Genomic DNA, 22,034 nt, shown 5'->3' on the forward strand with positions numbered 1-22,034 from the left:
CCGGGACTGGCGACTTCCCACCCCTGGCCCCCGCGACAGCACCCACCGACTCCGGCCGTTCCCGGCCGGCCAGGGACGTCGGCGACCCCCGTTTCTCAGGCGCGACCGCCGCCGGCGTCGGTGCTGGCGGGCGGGGCGAGGTCGGCCGGGGTCAGGCCCAGCGCGGCGGCGAGCGCCGGGGCGCCGGCCGGGGTGAGCCGGACGCTGCGGCCGGGCCCCCGGGTCAGCCACCCGAGGTCGAGCAGGCGGGCGCAGAGCGCCGCGCCGAGGGCGCCGGAGAGGTGCGGGCGCCGTTCGGTCCAGTCCAGGCAGTCGCGCAGCAGCGGCCGCCGGGCGGCGCGCAGCGGGGCGACGGGCAGCCCGAGGTCGGCGCACCACTCCAGCCCGGCGGCGGTGAGGGCGAGGCCGCCGGTACGGTCCAGCAGCGCGCGGTCGAGCAGCGTGTCGTGCACGAGCACCCCGAGGCGGCCGGCGAGGTGGTCGTAGCAGGTCCGGGCGTACGCCAGCGCGGCACCGGCCCGCGCGGCCCGCAACGTGCGGGCGGGCTCCGGCGCCGGGGCCGCGCGGCCGGCGAGGTCCTCGAGGAGCTGCGCGACGTTCGGGTCGGCGAGCCGCAGGTAGCGGTGCCGCCCCTGCCGTTCCTCGGTGAGCAGCCCGCCGTCGACGAGGCGGCTCAGGTGGTCGCTCGCGGTGGACGGCGCGATGCCGGCGGCCCGGGCCAGCTCGCCGGCCGTCCACGCCCGCCCGTCGAGCAGGGCGAGGCAGATCCGGGCCCGGCTCGTGTCGGCCAGCAGTGCGGCGAGCTGGGCCAGCGCGGGAGCGTCGGCGGTGGTGGGCTGCACCCGCCCATGCTGGCACGGGGACGCTTCGGTCCCGGCCGACACTCTTTACAACGTTGTATCCAACGTTGTAGGAAGGGACGCGAGTCGCACCGACATCCACTGCACCCAAGGCAGGTCTGATGGGACATCTCCGTCGCGGCGGCACGCTCGCCGCCGTACTCGGTCTGCTGCTGGCGGCCTCCCCCGCACCGGCAGTCGCCGACCCGCAACCCCCCGCCCGCTACCGCAACCCGGTGTCCGCCGGGGTCGGCGACACCTTCGCCGACCCGGTCGTCGTCCGCGGTGACGACGGCTACTGGTACGCCTACGGCACCACCGACCCGCTGCGCGAGGGCGAGCGACAGCCGCACCGGGTGCCCACCGCCCGGTCCGCCGACCTGGTCGACTGGACGTACGTGGGCGACGCCTTCGGGCCCGACCAGCGCCCGCCGTACGCGGCGCCCGGCGCGGCGTTCTGGGCGCCCGACGTCCGGCGGATCGGCGACCGCTACGTCATGTACGTGACGGTCACCGACACCACCGTCTCGCCGGAGGGCAGCGACTACGCCGTCGGCGCGGCCACGGCGCCCACCCCGACGGGCCCGTGGACCTTCGCCGACCAGCCCGTGGTCGCGCCGCGTCCCGGTGGCGGCGGGGGTTGGCTGTGGACCATCGACCCGAGCCAGTTCACCGACACCGACGGGACGAACTACCTCTACTACGGCAGCTACTACGGCGGCATCTCGGTCACCGAACTCTCCCCCGACGGGCTGCGCGCGGTGGGCGCCCCCACGCTCGTCGCCGTCGACAACAAGTTCGAGGGCAGCTACGTGCTGCGCCACGACGGCTGGTACTACCTCTTCGCCTCCACGGCGAACTGCTGCGCCGGCCCCGCCACCGGCTACTCCGTCCAGGTGGGACGCGCCCGGGACCCGCGCGGGCCGTTCCTGGACCGCGACGGGACCCCGCTCACCGCGTCCCGCGCCGGCGGCACCCCGGTGCTCACCCAGAACGGCAACCGGTGGATCGGCACCGGCCACAACGGGTTCCTCACCGACCTGTCCGGGCAGGACTGGATCGTCTACCACGCCATCGACCGGTCCGACCCCTACCTGGACGAGCCGTTCGGCATCAACGAGCGGCCCATGCTGCTGGACCGGCTGGACTGGATCGACGGCTGGCCGACCGTGAACGCGGGCGCCGGCCCGTCGGACGGCGACCGCCGGGCCCCGGTCACCACCGGCCCCCTCGACGAGCGTTTCGACAGCGGCCTGTCCGGCTGGCGGCGGGTCGCCGGTGACTGGCGGGTCGCGGACGGCCGGCTCACCGGCGGCGGCGCGCTGACCAGCCGTACCACCGTCGGTGGCGACGTGCGGGCGGAGGCCGACCTGCGGCTGACCGGCGCGCGCAGCGCCGGGATCGGCCTGGCCGACCGGGTCGAGGTACACGTCGACGCGGCGGCCGGGCGGCTCGTCGCCCGCGACGGCGACCGGACGGCCACCGCCCCGCTGCCAGCCGGCTTCGTCCCGGCCGACCGCCACAACCTGGCCGTCGAGGTACGCGGCCGGCAGCTCGTCGCCGAGCTGAGCCCGGCCCGGCTCGGCGACCAGCTGGCCGTGGTCACGCTGCGGATGGACCGTCCGGTGGCCGGTCGGGTCACGTTGCGCGCCTCCGACGGGCCCGCCGAGTTCGACAACGTGAGCGCGACCCGGCTGTACGCCCCGGCGCGGGCCGCCGTCCCGGAGCCCCGGGTGGGACGCGTGCTGACGGCGTACTCCGACGAGTTCACGGGCGGCCTCGGTTCGGCGTGGAGCTGGGTGCGCCCCGACCCGGCGGCGACCGTCGCCGGTGGCGCGCTGCGCTGGCCCACGCAGGCCGCGGACCTCACGGGCACCGGCAACACGGCGGGCGTGCTGCTGCGCGACGCGCCGTCGGGCGACTACGTGGTCGAGACGAAGGTGACGCTCGACCTCGGCGAGGAGAGCGTCCGCAACTACCAGCAGGCCGGCCTGGTCGCGTACGTCGACGACGACCGGTTCGCCCGGCTGGCCCAGGTGGCGATCTGGAACACCCGGCAGGTGGAGTACGGCTACGAGCTGCCCTTCGCCGGCCAGCCCGTGTACGGCGGCACGATCGTCGGCACGCCGGCCACCACCACCTGGCTGCGGCTCGCGCACCACGTCGACCCGGCCACCGGCGAGCACGAGTTCCGGGCCGGCTCCAGCCGGGACGGCCGGCACTGGACGTGGGGCGGCGTGTGGACGTTCCCAGCCGGCACCACACCCCGGATCGGTCTGGTCGCGCACGGCGGCGCCGAGCCTCCGGTGACCGCCGAGTTCGACTACCTGCGCTTCTACCGCTGAGCGGCCGCGGCCGGGCCCTCGCGTCGACACGCCGGGGCCCGGCCGCCCGGCCCGCTCAGCCCGCGCCGAGCGGTCGGACCGTCCGGGTCACCCCGTCGTAGCTGCGCGCCGCCACGAGACTCCCGGCCGGGCGGTCACCACCGACGACGGCCCGGGCTGCGCGACGGTCGGCGTCGCGGAACCGCAGCGCGAGGCTCAGGTGCGGCACCCACCGCCCGGGCTGGTGCCACGGGTGCGCGCCCGGCGCCTCGCCGAGCACGTCCCAGACCGCGCCATGCAGCGCCATGAGCTCGGGCGTGGGGCGCAGCAGCCACACCAGCGGGGCGCTGCCGTCGAGCACCGCCACCTGGTCCACGCGGACGGCCAGCGGCAGCGCCGCGTCGAGCAGGTCGGCGAGACGGTCGTCGGCGCCGGCCGGGAAGGCGTCCACGGCGGCCATTGTCAGGTGCGGCCGGTTGGTGGGGTGGACGTTGCGGGCCAGGCTGGGCAGCCCGGCGGCGGCCAGGCGGTCCCACGCCGCCCGCACCGTGGCGTCCAGGTCCGCCGAGCAGAGCAGTTCGACCGTACGCACCCGCTCACGCTAGTGGCCCGCAGCGGATCCGGCGGGGCGGCCGGCTCAGAGCCAGCCGTTCTCGCGCGCCGTCCGGATCGCCTCCGCCCGGCCGGCCACCCCGAGCTTCTGCACGGCCGCCGCGAGGTAGTTCCGCACCGTGCCGGCGGACAGGTGCGCCCGCCGGGCGATGACGGCGACGGGCGCGCCCACCTCGGCGAGCCGCAGCGTCTCCAGTTCCCGAGGTGTGAGCGGGCAGTCGGGCAGGGTCAGCGCGTCCGCGGCGAGCGCCGGGTCGACGTACCGCTCGCCGCCGTGCACCCGGCGGATCACGTCGGCGAGGGCCCCGCCGGGCGCGCCCTTGCGCAGGAAGCCGCGTGCGCCGGCGGTCAACGCCTGCCGCGGGTGCGCGGGACGGCCGTGCCCCGTGAGCAGGACCACCGCGCACCCGGGCACGGCCCGGGACAGCTCGGCGGCGACCTGGATGCCGGTCAGCCCCGGCATCTCCAGGTCGACCACCGCCACGTCCGGCCGGTGGGCCCGCGCCGCGGTGACGGCCGACGGGCCGTCGGCCGCCTCCGCCACCACCTCGACGTCGGGTTCCAGGCCGAGCAGCGCGGCCAGCGCCGCGCGGATCAGCTCCTCGTCGTCGGCGAGCAGGACCCGGATCATGCGCGCACCGGAACGGTCGCCTCGAGGGTGAACACGTTCTCCTCGCACCGCACCCGCAGCCGGCCGCCCGCCGCGGCGAGCCGGTCGGCGAGGCCGCGCAGCCCGCTGCTGTGCTCGTCCGGACCGGCGCCCGCGGCGCCGTCGTTGGTCATCGTCATCCGCGCCACGTCGCCGTCGCGCGCGATCTCGATGCGGCACCACCCCCGCGCGGCTGTGCCGCAGCACGTTCGTACCGGCCTCCCGCAGCACCGCGGCCAGGTCGCCCGCCGCGGCCGGCGGCAGGTCGTGCACGGCAGGCACGACCGTGCACCGTACGCCGCAGGAGCGCAGCACCCCCGCCACGGCCGCGACCTGGTCGCCCAGGTCGACGGCGCGGTAGCCGTGCACGGTCTCCCGCACCTCGCCCAGCGCCGACGTGGCCAGCCGCTGCACCTCGGCGGCCTCCCGGCCGGCCCGCCCGGCGTCCACCTCGGCGAGGCGGGCCGCCAGTTCGGCCTTCAACGCGATGACCGTGAGGTGGTTGCCCAGCACGTCGTGCACGTCCCGCGCGAACCGCAGCCGCTCCTCGGCGGCGGCCAGCCGGGCCTGCGCCACCTGCCCCTCCCGCGCCTCGACGAGCAGGTCCCAGAACCAGACCTGAAGCCAGCTCACCACGGCCGTGCCCACACCGACCGTGCCGGTCACCACGAGGAAGCGCCAGACGCTACCGCCCGTCCACGCGCCCACTGCGGCCGACACGGCGAGGGTCACGGCGGCGACGCCGGCCGCGACCGGCGGGAGTACGAGCAGCGGCGCGATGCCGATCAGAGCGGCGCCCAGCCACCCCCACGTCGGCCACGAGCCGGCGGCCACCGGACCGACGAGCGGGACGCTCAGCAGCGCCACGACCACGAGGGCCGCCTGGGACCGGCGGCGCCACCGGGACGCCAGCCAGGGGGTCACGGCCGCGTACAGCACGGCGACCTGGCCGGCCGCGAAGGCCACGACGCCGACCGCGCCCAGCGTTGCCCGGATGGCGTCCGGCTCCCGGACCACGCCGACCAGGGGCAGCAGCAGGCTGGCCCAGACAGCGGTGGCCAGCGACAGGAGGGTGACCGTGCGCGCGCGCCGCAGCCGCCGGTCCGCCCGGGGTCCCGCCGCGTCCTGCGCCACGGTCCGATCGTAGGGCCGACGCCGCACGACCGACCCCTGTGGAATGTCACGGGCCGGCCGTGCACATCGCACGGTGAAACGGTGACGTCGGCCCCTGCCGGGCCGACCGCCTCTGCCGGCAGGGTCGACGGCATGACGACCCGTACGCACCAGACCGCCCGGCCCGCTCCGCGCGCCGCGGGTGGCGTCACTCCCCTGCTGCGCCACCTCGGCGAGATGGCCCTCGCGATGATCGCCGGGATGCTGCTGCTCGACCCGGTGTGGTCGATCGTCGCCGGCGCTTCGGGCCGCGCCGCCACGCTCGACCGGCCGGACGTGGCCGCGCTCGTGATGGCCACCGACATGACCGTCGGCATGACCGTGTGGATGCGGCACCGCCGGCATCCGACGGCGGCGTGCGCCGAGATGGCGGCCGCCATGTACGTGCCGTTCCTGCTGCTGCTCGTGCCGTACTGGACGGGACTGCTTCCCGGCGACGCCGTGCTGCTCGGCGGGCACCTGCTGATGGTGCCCGCCATGGTGGTCGCGGCGCTGCGGCACCGGCACGACGCGCCCGCGCCGCTGCCGCGCCGCGGGCCGCTGGTCACCGCGCTGGTCCGCCGCTGGCCGACCGGGCTGGCCCTGCTCGTGAGCGTCGACAGCTGGGGCTCGCCCGGCGTGCTCGCCCCGTGGACGCTGCTCGTGCTGCCGGGCGGCTACCTGCTCGTCGGGGCGTACCGCCGTCGGCTCGGGGGGCCGGGCGTGCTGGCCCGGCAGCTCGCCGGGCTGGTCGCCTGGTCGGCGCTCGCGGTGACCGCCGCGCTGGCCGGCGGGCGGGCCGCCGCCTGGCTGGTCGCGCTCGGCTGGCTCGCCCACGCGGCCTGGGACGCCGTGCACCACCGCCGTGACGAGGTGGTGCCCCGCGCGTACGCCGAATGGTGCGGCGTCCTCGACGCCGTCCTCGGCGTCACGATGATCCTGGCCCTCCTGACCACGACCTGACCCGCCCGCCCCGGGGGCGGTGGGCGGGCAGTGTGGGAGCGCGTTGTGCCGGTCGGCGCGGCGGGCCGGCGGCGGTGATGAAAGGCTTGCCACATGAGTTCGGCACCCGCACAGACCCACCCGACCGACCCCGGCCCCGAGGAGGCGACCGGCTTCGCGGAGCTGGGCCTCCGCGACGAGCTGCTGGGAGCGCTGTCCACCCTCGGCTACGAGGAGCCGACGCCCATCCAGCGGGAGGCGATCCCACCGCTGCTGGGCGGCCGGGACCTCCTCGGCCAGGCCGCCACCGGCACCGGCAAGACGGCCGCCTTCGCGCTGCCGCTGCTGCAGCGGATGCCCGAGCGTCGGGACGGCGGCGACCCCGTGGCGCTGGTGCTCGTGCCGACGCGGGAGCTCGCGGTGCAGGTCTCCGAGGCGTTCCACCGGTACGGGCGGGAACTCGGCACGCGCGTGCTGCCGATCTACGGCGGCCAGCCGATCGGCCGGCAGTTGCGCGCCCTCGACGCCGGCGTGGACGTGGTGGTGGCCACGCCGGGCCGGGCGCTGGACCACATCGCCCGGGACACGCTGCGGCTGGGCGCCCTGGCCACCGTGGTGCTCGACGAGGCCGACGAGATGCTCGACATGGGTTTCGCGGAGGACATCGAGGCGATCCTGGAGCACGCGCCGCAGGAGCGGCAGACGGTCCTCTTCTCCGCCACCATGCCGTCCCGGATCGACGGGATGGCGCGGCAGCACCTGACCGACCCGGTGCGGATCCAGATCGAGCGGGAGCAGCCGGTGGCCGGGGAGGCGCCGCGGGTACGCCAGAGCGCCTACCTGGTCGCCCGCGCGCACAAGCCGGCCGCGCTGGGCCGCGTGCTGGACGTGGAGTCGCCCACTGCCGCCATCGTGTTCTGCCGCAGTCGCGAGGAGGTGGACCGCCTCACCGAGACGATGAACGGGCGGGGCTACCGGGCCGAGGCGCTGCACGGCGGGATGAGCCAGGAGCAGCGGGACCGGGTGATGGGGCGGCTGCGGTCGGGCACCGCCGACCTGCTGGTCGCCACCGACGTGGCCGCTCGCGGCCTGGACGTCGAGCAGCTCAGCCACGTGGTGAACTACGACGTCCCGTCGGCCCCCGAGTCGTACGTGCACCGGATCGGCCGGGTGGGCCGGGCCGGTCGGGAGGGGGTGGCCATCACCCTGGCCGAGCCCCGCGAGCACCGGATGCTCAAGACGATCGAGCGGGTCACCGGCCAGCGGATCACCATCGACACCATCCCCACGGTGGCGGACCTGCGCACCCGGCGGCTGGAGCTCACCCAGGCGGCGCTGCGGGAGAGCCTGCTCGAGGACGACCTGGAGCCGTTCCGGGTGATCGTCGAGTCGCTGACCGACGAGTTCGACCTCATGGAGGTGGCTCTCGCGGCGGTACGGCTCGCGCACGAGGCGACCTCGCCGGGCGCGGACGACGAGGAGGAGATCCCGCAGGTGCCGCTGCGCGGCCCGCGTGAGGCCGGCCGCGGTGAGCGGCGCGGCGGCGGGCGGCCCCGCCCGGGCGGGAGCGCTCAGGTCTTCATCGGGCTCGGCCGGCGGGCCGGCGTGCGCCCGCAGGATCTGGTCGGCGCGATCACCGGGGAGACGGGGGTCGGTGGCCGGGACATCGGCTCGATCGAGATCGCCGACCGGTTCTCGCTGGTGGAGGTGCCGTACGGCGTCGTCGACGAGGTGATCGCGGGGCTGCGGGCCACGACCATCAAGGGCCGCAAGGCGACGGTACGTCGGGACCGTGACGGAGACGACCACGATCGGCGCGAGCGGTCGTACGGCGCCGACCGCCGTGACCGGCGGGATCGCGACGGCCGCGGCGAGTACCGCGACGGCGGCGACCGGCGTGACCGGCGCGACGGCCGGGACCGCCCCTGACGGGGATGGCGGACGCGGAAAGGGGCCCCCGGGCAGGGGCCCCTTTCCGTCGCTCGGTCAGGCCGCGGCGAGCGCCGGGCCGTCCAGCGACTCCGTGTCGATGTCGGCCGGGCGCAGCGCCAGGGCGAGCACGTCGGCGACGTCGGCGAGGGTGTGGATGGTCAGCGCCTCGCGGACCTCGGTGGGCAGGTCGTCCAGGTCCGGCTCGTTGCGCTTCGGGATGATCACCTCGGTGAGGCCGGCCCGGTGCGCGGCGAGCAGCTTCTGCTTCACGCCGCCGATGGGCAGCACCCGCCCGGAGAGGGTCACCTCGCCGGTCATCCCGAACTCGGGACGGACCGGCCGCCCGGTCACCAGGGAGGCCAGCGCGGTCACCATGGTGATGCCGGCGCTCGGGCCGTCCTTGGGCACCGCGCCCGCCGGGAAGTGCACGTGGATCCGGCGTCCGGCCAGCGCGTTCGGGTCGATGCCGAGGCGTCGCCCGTTGGACCGCAGGTACGACAGCGCGATGTGCGCGGACTCCTTCATCACGTCGCCGAGCTGGCCGGTCAGGGTCAACCCCGGCTCGCCCTCCATGCTGGTCGCCTCGATGAAGAGCACGTCGCCGCCGGCGCCGGTGACCGCCAGACCGGTCGCCACGCCGGGCACGGCCGTCCGCTCCGCCGACTCGGGCGTGAACTTCGGGCGGCCCAGGTAGCGGACCAGGTTGTCGGTGTCGACCCGGACCGGGGTCGGGTCGTCGGCCAGGGCGACCGTCACCTTGCGCAGGATCTTGGCGAGGGAGCGTTCGAGCTGCCGGACACCGGCCTCCCGCGTGTACTCCCCCGCGATCCGGGCGAGGGCGTCGTCGGCCACGGTCACCTCGTCGGCGGTGAGCCCGGCCCGCTCCCGCTGCCGCGGCAGCAGGTGGTCCCGGGCGATGGCCACCTTCTCGTCCTCGGTGTAGCCGTCGAGCGTGACCAGCTCCATCCGGTCCAGCAGCGGGCCGGGGATGGCCTCCACCACGTTCGCGGTGGCCAGGAACAGCACGTCGGACAGGTCGAGGTCGACCTCCAGGTAGTGGTCCCGGAAGGTGTGGTTCTGCGCCGGGTCGAGCACCTCCAGCAGCGCGGCGGCCGGGTCGCCGGAGTAGCCGGCGGCCAGCTTGTCCACCTCGTCGAGGAGCACGACCGGGTTCATCGAGCCGGCCTCGCGCAGGGCGCGGACGATCCGGCCGGGCAGCGCGCCCACGTAGGTGCGCCGGTGGCCGCGGATCTCCGCCTCGTCGCGCACGCCGCCGAGGGAGACCCGGACGAAGTTGCGGCCGAGGGCCCGGGCGACCGACTCGCCGAGGCTGGTCTTGCCGACACCGGGCGGGCCGGCGAGGGCGAGGACCGCGCCGGAGCCACGACCGCCGACCACGCCGAGGTTGCGCTCGGCGCGACGGTTGCGCACGGCGAGGTACTCGAGGATGCGGTCCTTCACGTCGGGCAGCCCCGCGTGGTCGGCGTCGAGCACCGCGCGGGCCGCAGCCAGGTCGGTGTTGTCCTGGGTACGCGTGTTCCACGGCATCTCGAGGACCGTGTCCAGCCAGGTGCGGATCCAGCCCGCCTCCGGGGAGGCGTCGCTCGCCCGCTCGAGCTTGCCGACCTCGCGCAGCGCCGCCTCGCGCACCTTCTCGGGCAGGTCGGCGGCCTCGACGCGGGACCGGTAGTCGGCCGAGCCGTCCGGCTCCTCCTCGCCGAGTTCCTTGCGGATCGCGGCGAGCTGCTGGCGCAGCAGGAACTCCCGCTGGGACTTCTCCAGCCCCTCGCGCACGTCGTTGTGGATCTGCTCGGTGACCTCCTGCTCGGCCAGGTGTTCCTTCACCCAGCCGACCAGCAGCTCCAGCCGGGCGGTGACGTCCGGCGCGGCGAGCAGCTCGTTCTTCTGGTCCAGGTCCAGCCAGGGCGCGTACCCGGCGGAGTCGGCGAGTTCGGAGAGGTCGGTCATCCGCTCCATGGCGTCGATGACCTGCCAGGCGCCCCGCTGCTGGAGCACGGAGGTCATGAGGGCGCGATACTCGCGGGCGAGCTCACGCGCCCGGCCGGCGGGGGCGGGCTCGGACAGTTCGGTCGCCTCGACCCAGAGCGCGGCACCCGGGCCGGGAACGCCGGAGCCGATGCGGGCACGGGCCAGGCCGCGGATCACGGCGGCCGGCTCGCCGCTGGGCAGCCGGCCGACCTTCTCGATGGTGGCCACCGCGCCGACCGGGCCGTACTCGCCGTCGATGCGGGGCACGGCCAGCAGCTTGCGGTCGCCGGTGGCGCGGGCCGCGTCGACGGCGGCCTGGGTGGTCGGGTCGAGGGTCACCGGGATGACCATGCCGGGCAGCAGCACGGCGTCGGTCAGAGGAAGTACCGGAAGAGTTGCCATCGAACACCTGCTATCGCGTTGACTTGAGCGTGTCTGACTCAAGTAACAAAGCGTTCCCTTTCTTCCGGGGTGTGACCCAGACCACCTCCGACGGCCGGCCCGGAGGCGGGAAGCAACAGCTCCCGCAGCAACGGGCCGCCGCCCGCCAGCCCCACCGCGAGGGGGATCGCGAGGCTCGTGAGGGCCAGCGCGGCCACCGTCCAGACGGGCAGCCCGGCGGTCGCCGCCACGGCGGTGAGCGCGGCGCAGACGACCAGCTTCACCCGCGTACGGGCGATGGGAACCTGCGGATACGACATCGGTGTTCTCCTCGTGCGAGAGCGGTCAGAGCGGGAGTGGCGGCCCGGCCGCCGGGTCGTCCGCCGGCGCGGACGACCCGGCGCGCGGCGCGTCAGGTGAGCTTGCTCTTGACCTTGGTGGCGACCTTGCCGGCCATGCCCGGGTTGGTGCCGTACAGGCGCGGGTCGCCGGGCGGCAGGACCGGCTCCGGCGCGTGCGCGCGCGGGCTGTTGTCGTACTGGAACTCGCCCTTGCCGTCCGGGGACGGCCCGGAGGCCCAGCGCCCCTCGGAGGCGTCCGTGCCGGGCGAAAAGTCCAGGTACGTGTAGCCGAACTGCTCGGTGAACTCCTTCGAGTCGGGGAAGGCGTCCGGCACCGGCATCTCCTCCAGGCCGTCCTCCTTGAGCTGCTCGATGGCCGCCATCCACATGTTCTGGTGCATGGTGTCCCGCGCCAGCAGGAAGCGGAGCATCTGCTTGACCCCGGGGTCGTCGGTCATGTTGAACAGCCGGGCCACCTGGAGCCGACCCTGCGCCTCCGCCGTGACGTTGAGCTGGAAGTCGGCCATCAGGTTGCCGCTCGCCGTGATGTACGAGCCGTTCCACGGCACCCCGGCGCTGTCCACCGGCAGCGCGCCGCCACCGCCGTGGATGAAGTGGGCGGGGTTGCTACCCCCGTAGATGGCCCCCACCATCGGGTTGTCCTCGGCGGCCTCCTGCAACGACAGCGGGGCGTTCTCCAGCAGCCGGGTGATCATCGTGGAGATCATTTCGACGTGGCCCATCTCCTCCGTGCCGACGTCGAGGAACAGGTCCTTGTACTTGCCGGGCAGCCGGCAGTTCCACCCCTGGTAGAGGTACTGGTTGGCGACGGTCATCTCGCCCCACTTGCCGCCCAGGACCTCCTGGAGCCGGCGGGCGAACGCGGCGTCGGGGCCGTCCGGCTTCGCCTCGAACTGCAGATCCTTCATGTGTGTGAACACGTGTCCTCCTCGATGGCGCGGAAGCTGGCACCGAGGACACTTCCCGCGTCCGTGGCCCAGCCGTGCCAACCGCTGACCCCGACGGGTCAGCACGCGGGCGACAGCACCGGCAGCCGCACCTCGAGCGCCACGCCGCGCGGGCGGAGCCGGTGCACGTGGACCGTTCCACCGTCGGCCGCCACGAGCTGGCGCACGATCCACAGGCCGAGACCGGACATCCCGGCGGCCGGCTCCGGCCGCCGCAGCGCCTCGAGCAGCGCCCCGTCGACCCGCCCCTCGTCGGTCACCAGCAGGCTGAGGCCTGTCCGGCGCACCGACGCGTACAGCCCGATCTGGCCGTCGGCGGGACCGTGCCGCAGCGCGTTCTCCACGAGGTTGACGAGCACCTGCCGGGTACGCCCCGCCGGCACGGGGCACGCGGCCGCCCGCCGGGTGGCCCGCGCCCGCCGCCGGTGGGCGGGCACCAGGGCGGCGACCTCCCGGAGGATGCCGGCGAGCGGCGCGGCCTCCTCCGGCGCTCCGGGCACGACAAGCGCGCGGGTGCCGGCGGTGGCGTGCCGGAGCAGCGCCTGCAGGTGTACGGCCTGGTCGCGAGCCAGACGGGTGATCTCGCGCCGGTCCGCGCCGGTCAGCTCGCGCCGGTCGTCGGCGAGGGCCCGGGTCAGCGACGTGAGCGTGCTGACGGGGGTACGGAACTCGTGGCAGAGCACGCGCAGCAGCAGTTCCGGGTCGGTGGGCGCAGACGCGCCGTCCTCCCCCCGCTTCGGATGCGCGCGCCGGAAACCCCGCAGCAGCCCCCGCAACCCGTGCCGTCCACGCATCCGACCCGACTCCCCTCGCATGGTGCATTTCCGCATGATCGGTACCCGCTCGGGAAGGGACCAGACATGCGCGCGCCCACCATCCGGATCGTCGTCGTGGACGACCATCCGCTCTTCGTCCGCGGCCTCGAACTCCTGCTCCCCGCCACGACGGACAAGCGGGCCGAGGTGGTGGGCTCGACCCAGGACGCCTCCGCCGCGGCGGCACTCGTCAGCCGGTGCATGCCGGATCTCGCCCTGGTGGACCTGCACATGCCGCCGCCCGGTGGCATCCGCGCGGTGGGCGCCATCCGGCGTACGACCCCGCGGGTGCGGGTCGTGGCGATGTCCGGCGGGGACGACCCCGCGCCCGCGCTCGAGGCGCTGCGCGCCGGCGCCGAGGGCTACCTGCCGAAGACCAGCGAGCCCGAGGAACTGCTGCCACCGCTGCTGGCCGTCCTCGACGGCTGGGCGGTGCTGCCCTCGGCGCTGCTGCGCGCGCTGCTGCGCCCACCCCGCACCGCCTCGGTCGACCTGGACGCCGAGGAGCGCGGCCTCCTCCGGGCCATCGCGGCCGGGAAGAGCACCGTCGAGATCGCCGACCACCTGCACGTCTCGGAACGCACCGTGAAACGGATGACGGCGGCCCTGCTGCGAAAGCTGCGGGTCTCCACCCGGGCCGAGGCGGCGGCCCTCGCCGGGGTCGCCGGACTGCTCGGTGAATGAATCGGGAAACGCGACCCGCCGAAATGAGAATCGGCCGTATTCTTGCGGCTTACCGGGATGGTGCGCCAAACTTTGGGCCACACCCCGCCCCAGAACAGGGAGTAATCGGCGATGGCCAGGAAAGTAATCACGGTGTTGACCGACGACCTCGATGGCGGAAAGGCCGACCGGACGGTCGAGTTCAGCCTCGACGGCGTCGCCTACACCATCGACGTGTCGGACGAGAATGCGGGCGTGCTGCGCAAGGCGCTCGACCCGTACATCAGCGCCGGGCGGCGCATCGGGCGCGGCCCCGTGGAAAGCGCCCGGACCCCCCGGCGCCCGACGCGCTCGGGTGGTGCGGTAATGGACCGGGAGCAGAACCGGGCCATCCGGGAATGGGCCGTCCAGAACGGCTACAAGATTTCCGAGCGGGGCCGGATCCCGGTCGAGGTCATCGAGGCGTACAAGAACCGCTGACCCGTCCCGCGCCGGCGCGGCGGGGGACGGCGCCGGCACCACCGTCGGCCGGCCCGTACGGGCCGGCCGAACTCGTGTGCGGCGTCGACGGACGGTGGCCGGGCCGCCGGGACAGCTGTCCCCGGCGGCCCGGCCGCGGCCGTTCTCAGTTGACCCGGATGCGCACCGCGTCGAAGGCGGGCGTCTGGTTGGCCCGCTCCATCATGGGCAGGCGGTGCGACCCGTCACCGGCCCAGACCGCGCACTGCGCGGTGCCCGACTCCGGCAGGCCCGGGATCTGGATGGTCACCTCGTCGGGCTCCCGGCCGCCCCCGCCGTCCTCGGTGGCCACGAAGAACGCGGGCACCTCCTGCGGCTCCGGTGGCGCGTCGAGGCTGTCCAGCATGCGGCACGCCGTGTGGAAGTGGCCGCGCACGAGCCCGTCGGCGTTGAGCAGCGAACTCTCCACGTAGTAACCGCCCTGCCCGGCGGCCAGGAAGCGGTCCCGGATCAGGTTGCGGGTGCTCACCCGCATCGTGAAGGGCTGGTTGGCGCCGACCTCGTCCGGGAAGTCGGTGATCAGCAGCGAGGGGTTGTTGGCCGCGGCGCCGACCTCGCCGAACGCGGTGCTGACGCAGCGGTTGCCGTTCTGGAAACCGTCGTGCGGCTGCAACCGGCTCTCGTCGCAGTTGTTGGCGAGCACGCCCAGACCGGCGCCCGGCCCGCCGGTGCTGCCACCGCCGTTGTTGCCACCACCGGTGTTGCCACCCCCGGTGTTGCCGCCCCCGGTGTTGCCGCCCCCGGTGTTGCCGCCGCCGTTGTTGCCGCCGCCGGTGTTGCCGCCACCGTTGTTGCCACCGCCGTTGTCGACCGGCTTCACCTGGCACTCGGCGAGCTGCGCGAGGTTCTGCGGACGCGGACCGAACCGGTCGATCGCGGTCGTGATGCGGGCCAGCGTGGCCCGGCGCCTGTCCGCCAGCGGGCGCAGGATCGAGTCCCGGACGAACTGCGCGCCCTTGTTCCCCTCGGCGGCCAACCGGCGGTCCGCCTCGGCGATCTGGGCCTGCAACTGGCTGACGTTCCGGTCGACCTCGGCGCGCGCCCGCCGCGGCACCTCCGGCAGTTGATCGGCCACGTCCGGGCAGGCGATCGCGGACCCGCCGGAGCCGTTGCCACCGCCGGACCCCTGCTGGCACTCCTGCATCGACTGCTGCCCGTCGCCCCAGTGGTTGCGTACCCACCGCCCGTCCTGCCAGGTGCGGGTGGTGGAGCCACCCTCACCGGGGGCCGTCGCGCCGGGGCTCGGTTGCACGCAGGCACCCGCGGCGGGGCGCGTGTTGCCGGATCGCCGGTCCTCCGCCGACGAGATCTGGGTCACGGCGACGATCCCGCCGAAGACCGCCAGCGTGCCGACCACGGCCAGCAGACGCTTGCTCCGCGCGTTACCGGACGACCGGCGCGCCCGTGTGGACCTGCGCATCGAATTGTTCTCCTTCGCGATCCGGTGGTGGATCCGTGCCCTCGGCGGACCGGCGGAATTGCACGGGCACGTCACGACTGCGGCAGCCGCGACGGACCGCGGCACGTCGATGACCGACGATGCCTTTTCCGCACCGCCTCCCGCCTCCGGTGCCGCGGACGGGGAGATCCTGTCCATTCCCGCTGGAGTACGGAACGCTCGGCGCGAGGGTTCAACCGGCCGCCGGAAAAATGTTCGAGCCGTCCGCCGGTCCGCGACGCCGCGAACCTGCCCGCCGGTAGACGGCGGCGGTGGTCCGCCCGACGAATTCGCCGAGCGGGATCAGTCGGCGCAGAGGTGGTCGAACGCGAAGCCGTCCACGAACTCGTCGCGGCGGGCGGCCAGGGCCAGAATGTCGGCGCGGAGGACGTCCCGGGCGACCAGCTCCGCCCCGCCGCCGTCCGGGTCGCGCAGCCGCTCCCCCACCGCGACGGTGGCCAGGTCCTCGGCCAGCTGCCCGGGGTCGATGCCGCAGGAGAAACGGTGCTCCCCCACCCGCACCCGCTCGACGAGGCAGGCCCCGGGGCGCACCTCCACCCAGCTCCACCCCTCCGCGGCGCCACCGGCCCACCGCACGTGCAGGCCGCGCACGATGGGGTCGGCGAGCCGCCGGGAGACGTACGCCTCGACCGCCGCCGCCCGGGCGAGGGCCCCCAGGTCGTTGACGTGCCCGGTGCGCCCGTCGGGCAGTCGGCCGAGGATCTCGCGGAATCCGACCGGCGCGGGTTCCTCCGGGTCGGTGGACGCGGTGGCGGCGGCGTACGCGCGCGCCTCCAGCACGTACTCCACGAGGCGGCGGCCGTGCTCGGCGGGCCGCAGCGTGGCCGACTCGACCCGCAGCACCGGCAGACCGGCCGCCGCGGCGACCGCCGTCTTCATGCGCTCGGCGCGCTGGGCCGCCGACCCGGCGGGCGCGGCCGGGGCCACCTCCACGGTGACCACCGGGACACCGGAGTCGACGGCGCGGACCACGAAGTCGTACCCCTCGCGGCTCGCCGTGCTCCACTGGTGGCCGGTGATGCCCGGCGGGCGTCCCGGCACGAGTTCGGCGAGCCGGTGCGCCCCGTACACGGCGTGGCCGGCGCGGGTGAGGAGCGGCGTCTTTCCGCCGGTCGCGGGCAGCTCCCGCGGCCGGGAGCCCACGCCGGTGCCGGTGCTCGTCATCTGCCTGATCCATCCGCCGATCGGTCGACGGGGCCGAGTCTAGGGGGTCGATCATGGCGATCGCCGCGACGGTTCGTCGCGACGGCGAAGAGCGGCGACAAGCCGTGTGACATGGATCACATCGCTGGGACGTTCCGGCGCGCCGGGAGCGTGTATCCAGATCCGCCCGGTCGTCGACCGGTGGGAGGTGCCATGTCACGACAGCAGTTCGGCTTCCTCGCGGGGTTCCTCGTGGTGGCCGTCTGGGCGGCGGCCGGCGCCGGCGCCGCCGGGCTCGCGGTCCTCGCCGGACTCGCCGGCTGGCTGGTCGTCCGGGTGCTCGACGGCGACCTCGCCGTCACCGGGCTCGGCGACCGCGCCGGCGCCCGCCGACGGTGACCGACGAGGCGGGCGCGCCGGCGCACGACCGGGGGGCGACCCGGATCAGCGCGGAGGCGGTCGCCCGGATCAGCGCCCACGCGGCCCGCCAGGCACCCGGGGTGCACGCGCTGGTGACCGTGCCGGCCCGGCCGTACGGCGTGGCCGTCCGCCTCGACGACCGGGCCGCGAGCGTCGACGTCGACGTCGTCACCCGGTACGGCCACAACGTGCTGGACGTCGCCGACGCGATCCGCGACGCCGTGATCGAGCAGGTGCGGGCGTCGACCGGGCTCGCCGTACGCGAGGTCACCGTGACGGTGGAGGACATGGTCGTCCCGGGCGTGGACGTGCCGGTACGGACGTGACGGCCGGGAGGTGAGATGCGTACCGCCAACCGCCTCGCGACGCTGCTGCTGGCCACCGCCCTGCTCGCCGGCGGCGCGCTCCTGGCGGCCGAGGCCCTGCTGGCCGCCACGAACCGTCCCCCGTTGCTCGTCGACCCGGCGGCCGGGGCCGCGGCGCTGGGCCGCACCCGGTGGGACGCCCCGGAGGTGCGCGCGGTGGCCGTGGCCGCGCTCGTGGCCGGCCTCGCCATCCTCGTCGCCCAACTGCGACGGTGGCGCCCGGCCCGCGTCGACGCGGGGAACGGCTGGCACCTGCACCGTCGCTCGGTGGAGCGCCGGCTGGCGGTCGCCGCCGGGTCCGTTCCCGGCGTACGGCGGGCGCGGGTGCGGGTGCGGCGGCGGGGCGCCGGCTGGCGCCCCCGGGTGGTGGCCACCGGCGACCCGGCGGCACGGCGCGAGGTCGAGTTCGCGGTGCGCCAGGAGCTGCACCGGCTGGCCGCGTCCCGTCCCGACCGGATCGAGGTACGCCTGCTTCCCGTGCGGCGGGCGCCGTGACGAACGCCGCGCACCGCCTGCTGTGGACCATCGTCGCGCTGTTGCTCGTCGCGCTCGGCGGCGTCGCGCTGGCACTCAACGCCGGCCGGCTGCCCGGTGGCGACGGCGTGCTCGTCGGCGCCGGGCTGCGCCGCGCCTTCCGGCTCGCCGCGCCCTGGGGCACCGTCGCCGCGGCGGCGGCCGGTGGGCTCGCCGGCCTCGGCGGCCTGTGGCTGCTCCGGCGGGAGCTGCGGGCCACCCGGCGGGTCTGGTACGACACGCTCGCCCATCCCGGTCGACGCGGGAGGACGCGCCTGGCCGCCCCGGCCCTGGCACGGGCACTCGAGCGGGACCTCACCGGCGACCCGCGGGTCCACCGGGCACGCGTGGTGCTGACCGGCGAGCCGCCCCGGCCCGACCTGTGGATCCGGGTGGACATCGCCGCGGGCGCCCGCACCACCGGGCTGCGGGAGCACGTGGACACCGCCGTCCGGCGCTGGGCCGACACGATGGGCTGCCCCCCGGCCCACCTGGACGTGACGGCGCGCGTGGACGCCGGCCGGGCCACCTGACGGCCCTTCGACCAACCGCGGCTGGTCGGGCTCACCAGGGGCGGCGGGCATGATGGTGCATCGGCGCACCCGGCTCGGGCGGTGTCCGCCGGACGGGGAGGTGCGGGTCGTGCGGGTGGTGTCGCTGGTGCCGTCGCTCACCGAGGCGGTGGCGGTCACACTGCCCGGCGTGCTGGTGGGCGCCACGGACTGGTGCACCCACCCGGCCGGCCTGGACGTGCCGCGGGTGGGTGGCAGCAAGTACCCCGACCTGGACCGGGTACGTGCCCTGCGGCCGGACCTCGTGCTGCTCAACGTCGAGGAGAACCGCCGCGCCGACGCCGAGGCGCTTGAGGCGGCCGGCATCGCGGTGCGGGTGACGTACCCCCGCACGGTGCCGGCCGCGCTGGCCGAACTGGCCGACCTGCTCGCCGCGCGCGGCGCGGCGGAGGAGCCCGCGTGGCTGGTCGCCGCCCGCCGGGCCTGGGCCGACCCGCCGCGGCCGACGCCGGTACGCCGGGCGGTGGTGCCGGTATGGCGTCGGCCCTGGGTGGTGCTCGGCTCCGACACCTTCGCCGGGGACGTGCTGCGGCGCCTCGGTGTGGACAACCTCTACGGCGAGGACGCCGAGCGCTATCCCCGGCCGGACCTCGCCGAGCTCCGTGGCCGAGGCGCGGACCTCGTGGTGCTCCCCGACGAGCCGTACCGCTTCACGGCCGCGGACGGCCCGGAGGCGTTCCCCGGGACGCCCTGCGCGCTCGTCTCCGGCCGGCATCTGACCTGGTACGGCCCGTCCCTCGCGGAGGCGCCGGCGGTGCTCGCCGCGCAGCTGGCAAGGCCGGTGACCGCGCCCGGCGCGGACTGAGACGCTGGCCGGGCGCGGACCTCCTCTGACCGCGCCCGGCGCGGACCGACGCTGGCCCGGCGCGGACCCTCCTCGGCCGACCGCCGGGCCGGGCTCACCGGCTCAGTGCGGCCCACCGTCCGGGCGCCGGCGGGCGGACCGGCCGCTGGCCCGGCTGCGCCGGCGGCGGGCGGCCAGCACGCTCCACCCGATCGACACCGACAGGGTCAGCACCACCACCGCGAAGGTCAACCAGAGCGGCAGCTTGCCCACGGGCGTCTCGGCCAGGATCAGCTTCAGCCCGGCGAAGGCCAGCAGCACGGCCAGCCCGTACCGCAGGTGGCCGAAGTGCCGGAGCAGCCCGGCCAGGCAGAAGTACAGGCTGCGCAGGCCGAGTACGGCGAAGGCGTTGGCCGTCCACACGAGGAAGGTGTTCGTGGTGATGGCGAGGATCGCGGCGACCGAGTCGATGGCGAAGACCACGTCGGTCGCCTCGATGGCGACCAGCGCCACCAACAGCAGGGTGGCCCGGCGGCGACCGGCGACGCGTGCGGTGAACCGGTCCCCGTGGTAGTTCGGGTCGGTCGGCGCCACCCGGCGGAACAGGCGCACCACCACGTTGCGCTCGGGGTCCACGTCCGGTTCCCCGCGTACGGCGAGCCGCCAGCCGGTCCAGATCAGGAAGCCGCCCAGCACCGCACCGGCCCAGGCGAGCCGGTTCAGCAGTTGGGCACCGGCGAGGATGAAGAGCAGCCGGAACACCAGCGCGCCGAGCACACCCCAGAACAACACCTTGTGCTGGTACTGGGAGGGCACCCGGAAGTAGCCGAAGAGCAGGGCGAAGACGAAGACGTTGTCAACCGACAGCGCCTTCTCCAGCAGGTAGCCGGAGAAGTAGGCGATGGCCGGCTCGCCGCCGCGCCACGCCCAGACGAGGAGGCCGAAGAGGACACCGGCGCCGACCCAGACGGCGCTCCAGACAAGCGCCTCGCGCAGCTCGATGACGTGGTTGTCCCGGTGCGAGAACACGTCCACGGCGAGCATCACCGCGATGACCACGGTGACCGCCGCCCACGCCCAGAACGGGGCCGCGAACGTCGCCTCGCCCACCCGGCGCCCTCCGCATCCCACCGCCTCACCGGGGTGCTGCTGCCGCCGCTCACGACGGATCCGACGCGGGGGCGTTTCCGAGCCTAGGCGAGCGCCCGGCTTGGCGAACGCCACTCGTCGGAAAGACACCGGGGAGGACCGCCGCACGGACCGGCCGGACGGCGAAGGCCCGCGCTGCTGGACGCCGCCCGCGACGCCGACGTGGTGAGGGCCGGGCTGCCGCACATCGGCCACCCGCTATCCGGCAGGATCGTCGATGACCGGACACATCACCGGATTACGGCAGGAGATTCCCGGATGAACCAGGCAGCAGGCGCAGGCTCCGGCAAGCCCGAGGTCGCCCCGATCGAGGGAGCGCCCCCCGCCGACCTCGTGATCGAGGACATCACCGTCGGCGAGGGCCCGCAGGCCCAGCCGGGGCAGCTGGCCACCGTGCACTACGTGGGCGTCGGCCACTCGACCGGGCGGGAGTTCGACTCGTCCTGGAACCGGGGTGAGCCCTTCGAGTTTCCGCTGGGTGGCGGGCAGGTCATCGCGGGCTGGGACCAGGGCGTGGTGGGAATGCGGGTCGGCGGCCGCCGCCGGCTCGTCATCCCGCCGCACCTGGGGTACGGCGACCGGGGCGCGGCCGGCGTCATCCGGCCGGGCGAGACGCTGATCTTCGTGGTGGACCTGCTCGGCGTCCGCTGACCCGACCCGGGCCCGTAAGCCCTCACCAGGGTCGATCATGCAGTTGTGGTGCCGGATGAAAGGCGCAAACCGCCATCCACCAGGCACCACAAGTGCATGATCGACGGACGGGTGTGCGTGTGCGCGGGACCGTGGTCACGCGGCTCCCGAGCCGCGGGGCGGCGGGTGGCGGGGCGGCGGGTGGCGGGGTGTCGGGGTGGCGGTCAGGCCGCCATGAGCACGGGTCGCCGGGCCGGCGCCACCGGACCGGGCACCGGCGTCGGGCGGGGCTTCTCGGCGGCCACGGCCGGGGCGACCACCGCCGGGCCCGCCGCCGGCAGGGCCGGTGCCTGCGAACCCGATGAATTGGCCGACTGGACGATCGGGACGACGCGGTGCAGGCCCGTGACGCGAAGCACCCGGGCCACCACCGGATCCGGATCGACCAGCACGAGCTGCCCGCCCTGCGCGCGCAGGCGCACGTGCGCGGCGACGAGCGCGCGGACCCCGGCCGCGGAGAGCAGCCGGACGCCGGAGAGGTCGAGCCGCAGCACCGCGCGGGCGGGGGCAGCCCACAGCGCCGAGCGCAGCGCCGCGACGGTGGCGATGTCGACCTCGCCGACCGCGCGCACGTCCACGCCGTGCTCACCCACGGCCACCTGCACGTGGAACCGGTCGCTGTGCTGTCCCATGCCGAGAAATCTAGCCCCCACCACCGACAGTTCCATCCGTCCGCGGGAGTGATTCCGGGTACGCCCAGGGTCGTACCCCGAGGGGACCCCGACCCGCCCCGGGGAGGGCTTCCGGGGAGCGGCGGACGGCGCGCCGGTGGTCGACCCGGCTTCCCTCCCGGCATCGGCGGGTGACAATGGA

General features: G+C 75.4%; 21 protein-coding genes and 2 pseudogenes. 11 read left to right on the top strand and 12 right to left on the bottom strand.

All coding sequences use genetic code 11. The annotated features are described in order from the left end of the window. Positions 1 to 95: 95 nt before the first annotated feature. Positions 96 to 842, bottom strand: a complete 747-nt coding sequence (locus ACSNOA_RS18725) for an ArsR/SmtB family transcription factor (RefSeq protein ID WP_436660015.1) — start codon at positions 840 to 842, stop codon at positions 96 to 98. Between the two features lie 119 nt (positions 843 to 961). Between ACSNOA_RS18725 and ACSNOA_RS18730 the strand changes: the two genes are divergently transcribed. Beyond that, positions 962 to 3,184, top strand: a complete 2,223-nt coding sequence (locus ACSNOA_RS18730; RefSeq protein ID WP_436660016.1) for a family 43 glycosylhydrolase — start codon at positions 962 to 964, stop codon at positions 3,182 to 3,184. Positions 3,185 to 3,239: 55 nt separating this feature from the next. Here ACSNOA_RS18730 and ACSNOA_RS18735 read toward each other — a convergent pair whose 3' ends face one another. The 3 genes and pseudogenes from ACSNOA_RS18735 to ACSNOA_RS18745 all read right to left on the bottom strand — a co-directional run. Next, positions 3,240 to 3,755, bottom strand: coding sequence for a 2'-5' RNA ligase family protein (locus tag ACSNOA_RS18735; protein WP_436660018.1), 516 nt, complete (start codon positions 3,753 to 3,755; stop codon positions 3,240 to 3,242). Between the two features lie 45 nt (positions 3,756 to 3,800). Further along, positions 3,801 to 4,406, bottom strand: coding sequence for a response regulator transcription factor (locus ACSNOA_RS18740; RefSeq protein WP_436662367.1), 606 nt, complete (start codon positions 4,404 to 4,406; stop codon positions 3,801 to 3,803). 423 nt (positions 4,407 to 4,829) lie between these two features. After that, positions 4,830 to 5,765, bottom strand: a pseudogene (locus ACSNOA_RS18745) (histidine kinase); the annotation flags it as partial. Here ACSNOA_RS18745 and ACSNOA_RS18750 point away from each other — a divergent pair. Both ACSNOA_RS18750 and ACSNOA_RS18755 read left to right on the top strand, forming a co-directional pair. After that, on the top strand, positions 5,691 to 6,539 hold the full coding sequence (locus ACSNOA_RS18750; protein WP_436660020.1) for a hypothetical protein: 849 nt from the start codon (positions 5,691 to 5,693) through the stop codon (positions 6,537 to 6,539). The pseudogene ACSNOA_RS18745 and the gene ACSNOA_RS18750 sit on opposite strands and share 75 nt — an antisense overlap. 93 nt (positions 6,540 to 6,632) lie before the next feature. Beyond that, a pseudogene (locus ACSNOA_RS18755) lies at positions 6,633 to 8,342 on the top strand (DEAD/DEAH box helicase); the annotation flags it as partial. A gap of 162 nt (positions 8,343 to 8,504) precedes the next feature. Here the strand turns inward: ACSNOA_RS18755 and lon are convergent. The 4 genes from lon to ACSNOA_RS18775 form a co-directional block, all read right to left on the bottom strand. Further along, complete coding sequence (gene lon, locus ACSNOA_RS18760; protein WP_436660022.1) at positions 8,505 to 10,841, bottom strand: endopeptidase La; 2,337 nt, start codon at positions 10,839 to 10,841, stop codon at positions 8,505 to 8,507. Between the two features lie 38 nt (positions 10,842 to 10,879). Further along, positions 10,880 to 11,140 (bottom strand): hypothetical protein, encoded by a 261-nt coding sequence (locus tag ACSNOA_RS18765; protein WP_436660024.1) that lies wholly within the window; start codon positions 11,138 to 11,140, stop codon positions 10,880 to 10,882. Between the two features lie 92 nt (positions 11,141 to 11,232). Beyond that, on the bottom strand, positions 11,233 to 12,102 hold the full coding sequence (locus ACSNOA_RS18770) for a manganese catalase family protein (RefSeq protein WP_436660026.1): 870 nt from the start codon (positions 12,100 to 12,102) through the stop codon (positions 11,233 to 11,235). A gap of 86 nt (positions 12,103 to 12,188) precedes the next feature. Continuing rightward, positions 12,189 to 12,923, bottom strand: a complete 735-nt coding sequence (locus ACSNOA_RS18775) for a sensor histidine kinase (protein ID WP_436660028.1) — start codon at positions 12,921 to 12,923, stop codon at positions 12,189 to 12,191. A gap of 66 nt (positions 12,924 to 12,989) precedes the next feature. On the opposite strand from ACSNOA_RS18775, the gene ACSNOA_RS18780 reads away from it, so the two are divergent. Both ACSNOA_RS18780 and ACSNOA_RS18785 read left to right on the top strand, forming a co-directional pair. Beyond that, positions 12,990 to 13,628: a response regulator gene (locus ACSNOA_RS18780; protein ID WP_436660029.1), complete on the top strand. Its 639-nt coding sequence runs from the start codon at positions 12,990 to 12,992 to the stop codon at positions 13,626 to 13,628. A gap of 111 nt (positions 13,629 to 13,739) precedes the next feature. Continuing rightward, positions 13,740 to 14,087, top strand: coding sequence for a histone-like nucleoid-structuring protein Lsr2 (locus tag ACSNOA_RS18785; protein ID WP_436660031.1), 348 nt, complete (start codon positions 13,740 to 13,742; stop codon positions 14,085 to 14,087). A gap of 145 nt (positions 14,088 to 14,232) precedes the next feature. Here ACSNOA_RS18785 and ACSNOA_RS18790 read toward each other — a convergent pair whose 3' ends face one another. Then, positions 14,233 to 15,546, bottom strand: coding sequence for a hypothetical protein (locus ACSNOA_RS18790; protein WP_436660033.1), 1,314 nt, complete (start codon positions 15,544 to 15,546; stop codon positions 14,233 to 14,235). Positions 15,547 to 15,867: 321 nt separating this feature from the next. After that, complete coding sequence (locus tag ACSNOA_RS18795; protein WP_436660035.1) at positions 15,868 to 16,749, bottom strand: hypothetical protein; 882 nt, start codon at positions 16,747 to 16,749, stop codon at positions 15,868 to 15,870. 192 nt (positions 16,750 to 16,941) lie between these two features. On the opposite strand from ACSNOA_RS18795, the gene ACSNOA_RS18800 reads away from it, so the two are divergent. From ACSNOA_RS18800 to ACSNOA_RS18820, 5 genes are all read left to right on the top strand, one after another. Beyond that, positions 16,942 to 17,127, top strand: a complete 186-nt coding sequence (locus ACSNOA_RS18800; RefSeq protein WP_436660037.1) for a hypothetical protein — start codon at positions 16,942 to 16,944, stop codon at positions 17,125 to 17,127. Beyond that, entirely contained in the window at positions 17,124 to 17,474 is a 351-nt protein-coding gene (locus ACSNOA_RS18805) for an Asp23/Gls24 family envelope stress response protein (protein ID WP_436660039.1), read from the top strand. Before ACSNOA_RS18800 ends, ACSNOA_RS18805 begins: the two co-directional genes overlap by 4 nt. Before the next feature lie 15 nt (positions 17,475 to 17,489). After that, positions 17,490 to 18,008: a DUF6286 domain-containing protein gene (locus ACSNOA_RS18810; protein ID WP_436660040.1), complete on the top strand. Its 519-nt coding sequence runs from the start codon at positions 17,490 to 17,492 to the stop codon at positions 18,006 to 18,008. After that, positions 18,005 to 18,559, top strand: coding sequence for a hypothetical protein (locus ACSNOA_RS18815; RefSeq protein ID WP_436660041.1), 555 nt, complete (start codon positions 18,005 to 18,007; stop codon positions 18,557 to 18,559). The genes ACSNOA_RS18810 and ACSNOA_RS18815 overlap by 4 nt, the downstream gene beginning before the upstream one ends. Before the next feature lie 109 nt (positions 18,560 to 18,668). Then, entirely contained in the window at positions 18,669 to 19,403 is a 735-nt protein-coding gene (locus ACSNOA_RS18820; protein ID WP_436660043.1) for a helical backbone metal receptor, read from the top strand. A gap of 102 nt (positions 19,404 to 19,505) precedes the next feature. Here the strand turns inward: ACSNOA_RS18820 and ACSNOA_RS18825 are convergent, their stop codons facing one another. After that, on the bottom strand, positions 19,506 to 20,426 hold the full coding sequence (locus ACSNOA_RS18825) for a TerC family protein (protein ID WP_436662368.1): 921 nt from the start codon (positions 20,424 to 20,426) through the stop codon (positions 19,506 to 19,508). A 363-nt stretch (positions 20,427 to 20,789) separates the two neighbouring features. Here ACSNOA_RS18825 and ACSNOA_RS18830 point away from each other — a divergent pair, with 363 nt between their 5' ends. Continuing rightward, a complete protein-coding gene (locus ACSNOA_RS18830) occupies positions 20,790 to 21,182 on the top strand; it encodes an FKBP-type peptidyl-prolyl cis-trans isomerase (protein WP_436660045.1) in 393 nt (130 codons plus the stop codon). 203 nt (positions 21,183 to 21,385) lie between these two features. Here the strand turns inward: ACSNOA_RS18830 and ACSNOA_RS18835 are convergent, their stop codons facing one another. Then, positions 21,386 to 21,853 (bottom strand): STAS domain-containing protein, encoded by a 468-nt coding sequence (locus tag ACSNOA_RS18835; RefSeq protein ID WP_436660047.1) that lies wholly within the window; start codon positions 21,851 to 21,853, stop codon positions 21,386 to 21,388. Between the last annotated feature and the right edge of the window lie 181 nt (positions 21,854 to 22,034).

Origin of the sequence: Micromonospora sp. URMC 103 (genome assembly GCF_051386435.1) — a bacterium.
GTDB lineage: Bacteria > Actinomycetota > Actinomycetes > Mycobacteriales > Micromonosporaceae > Micromonospora.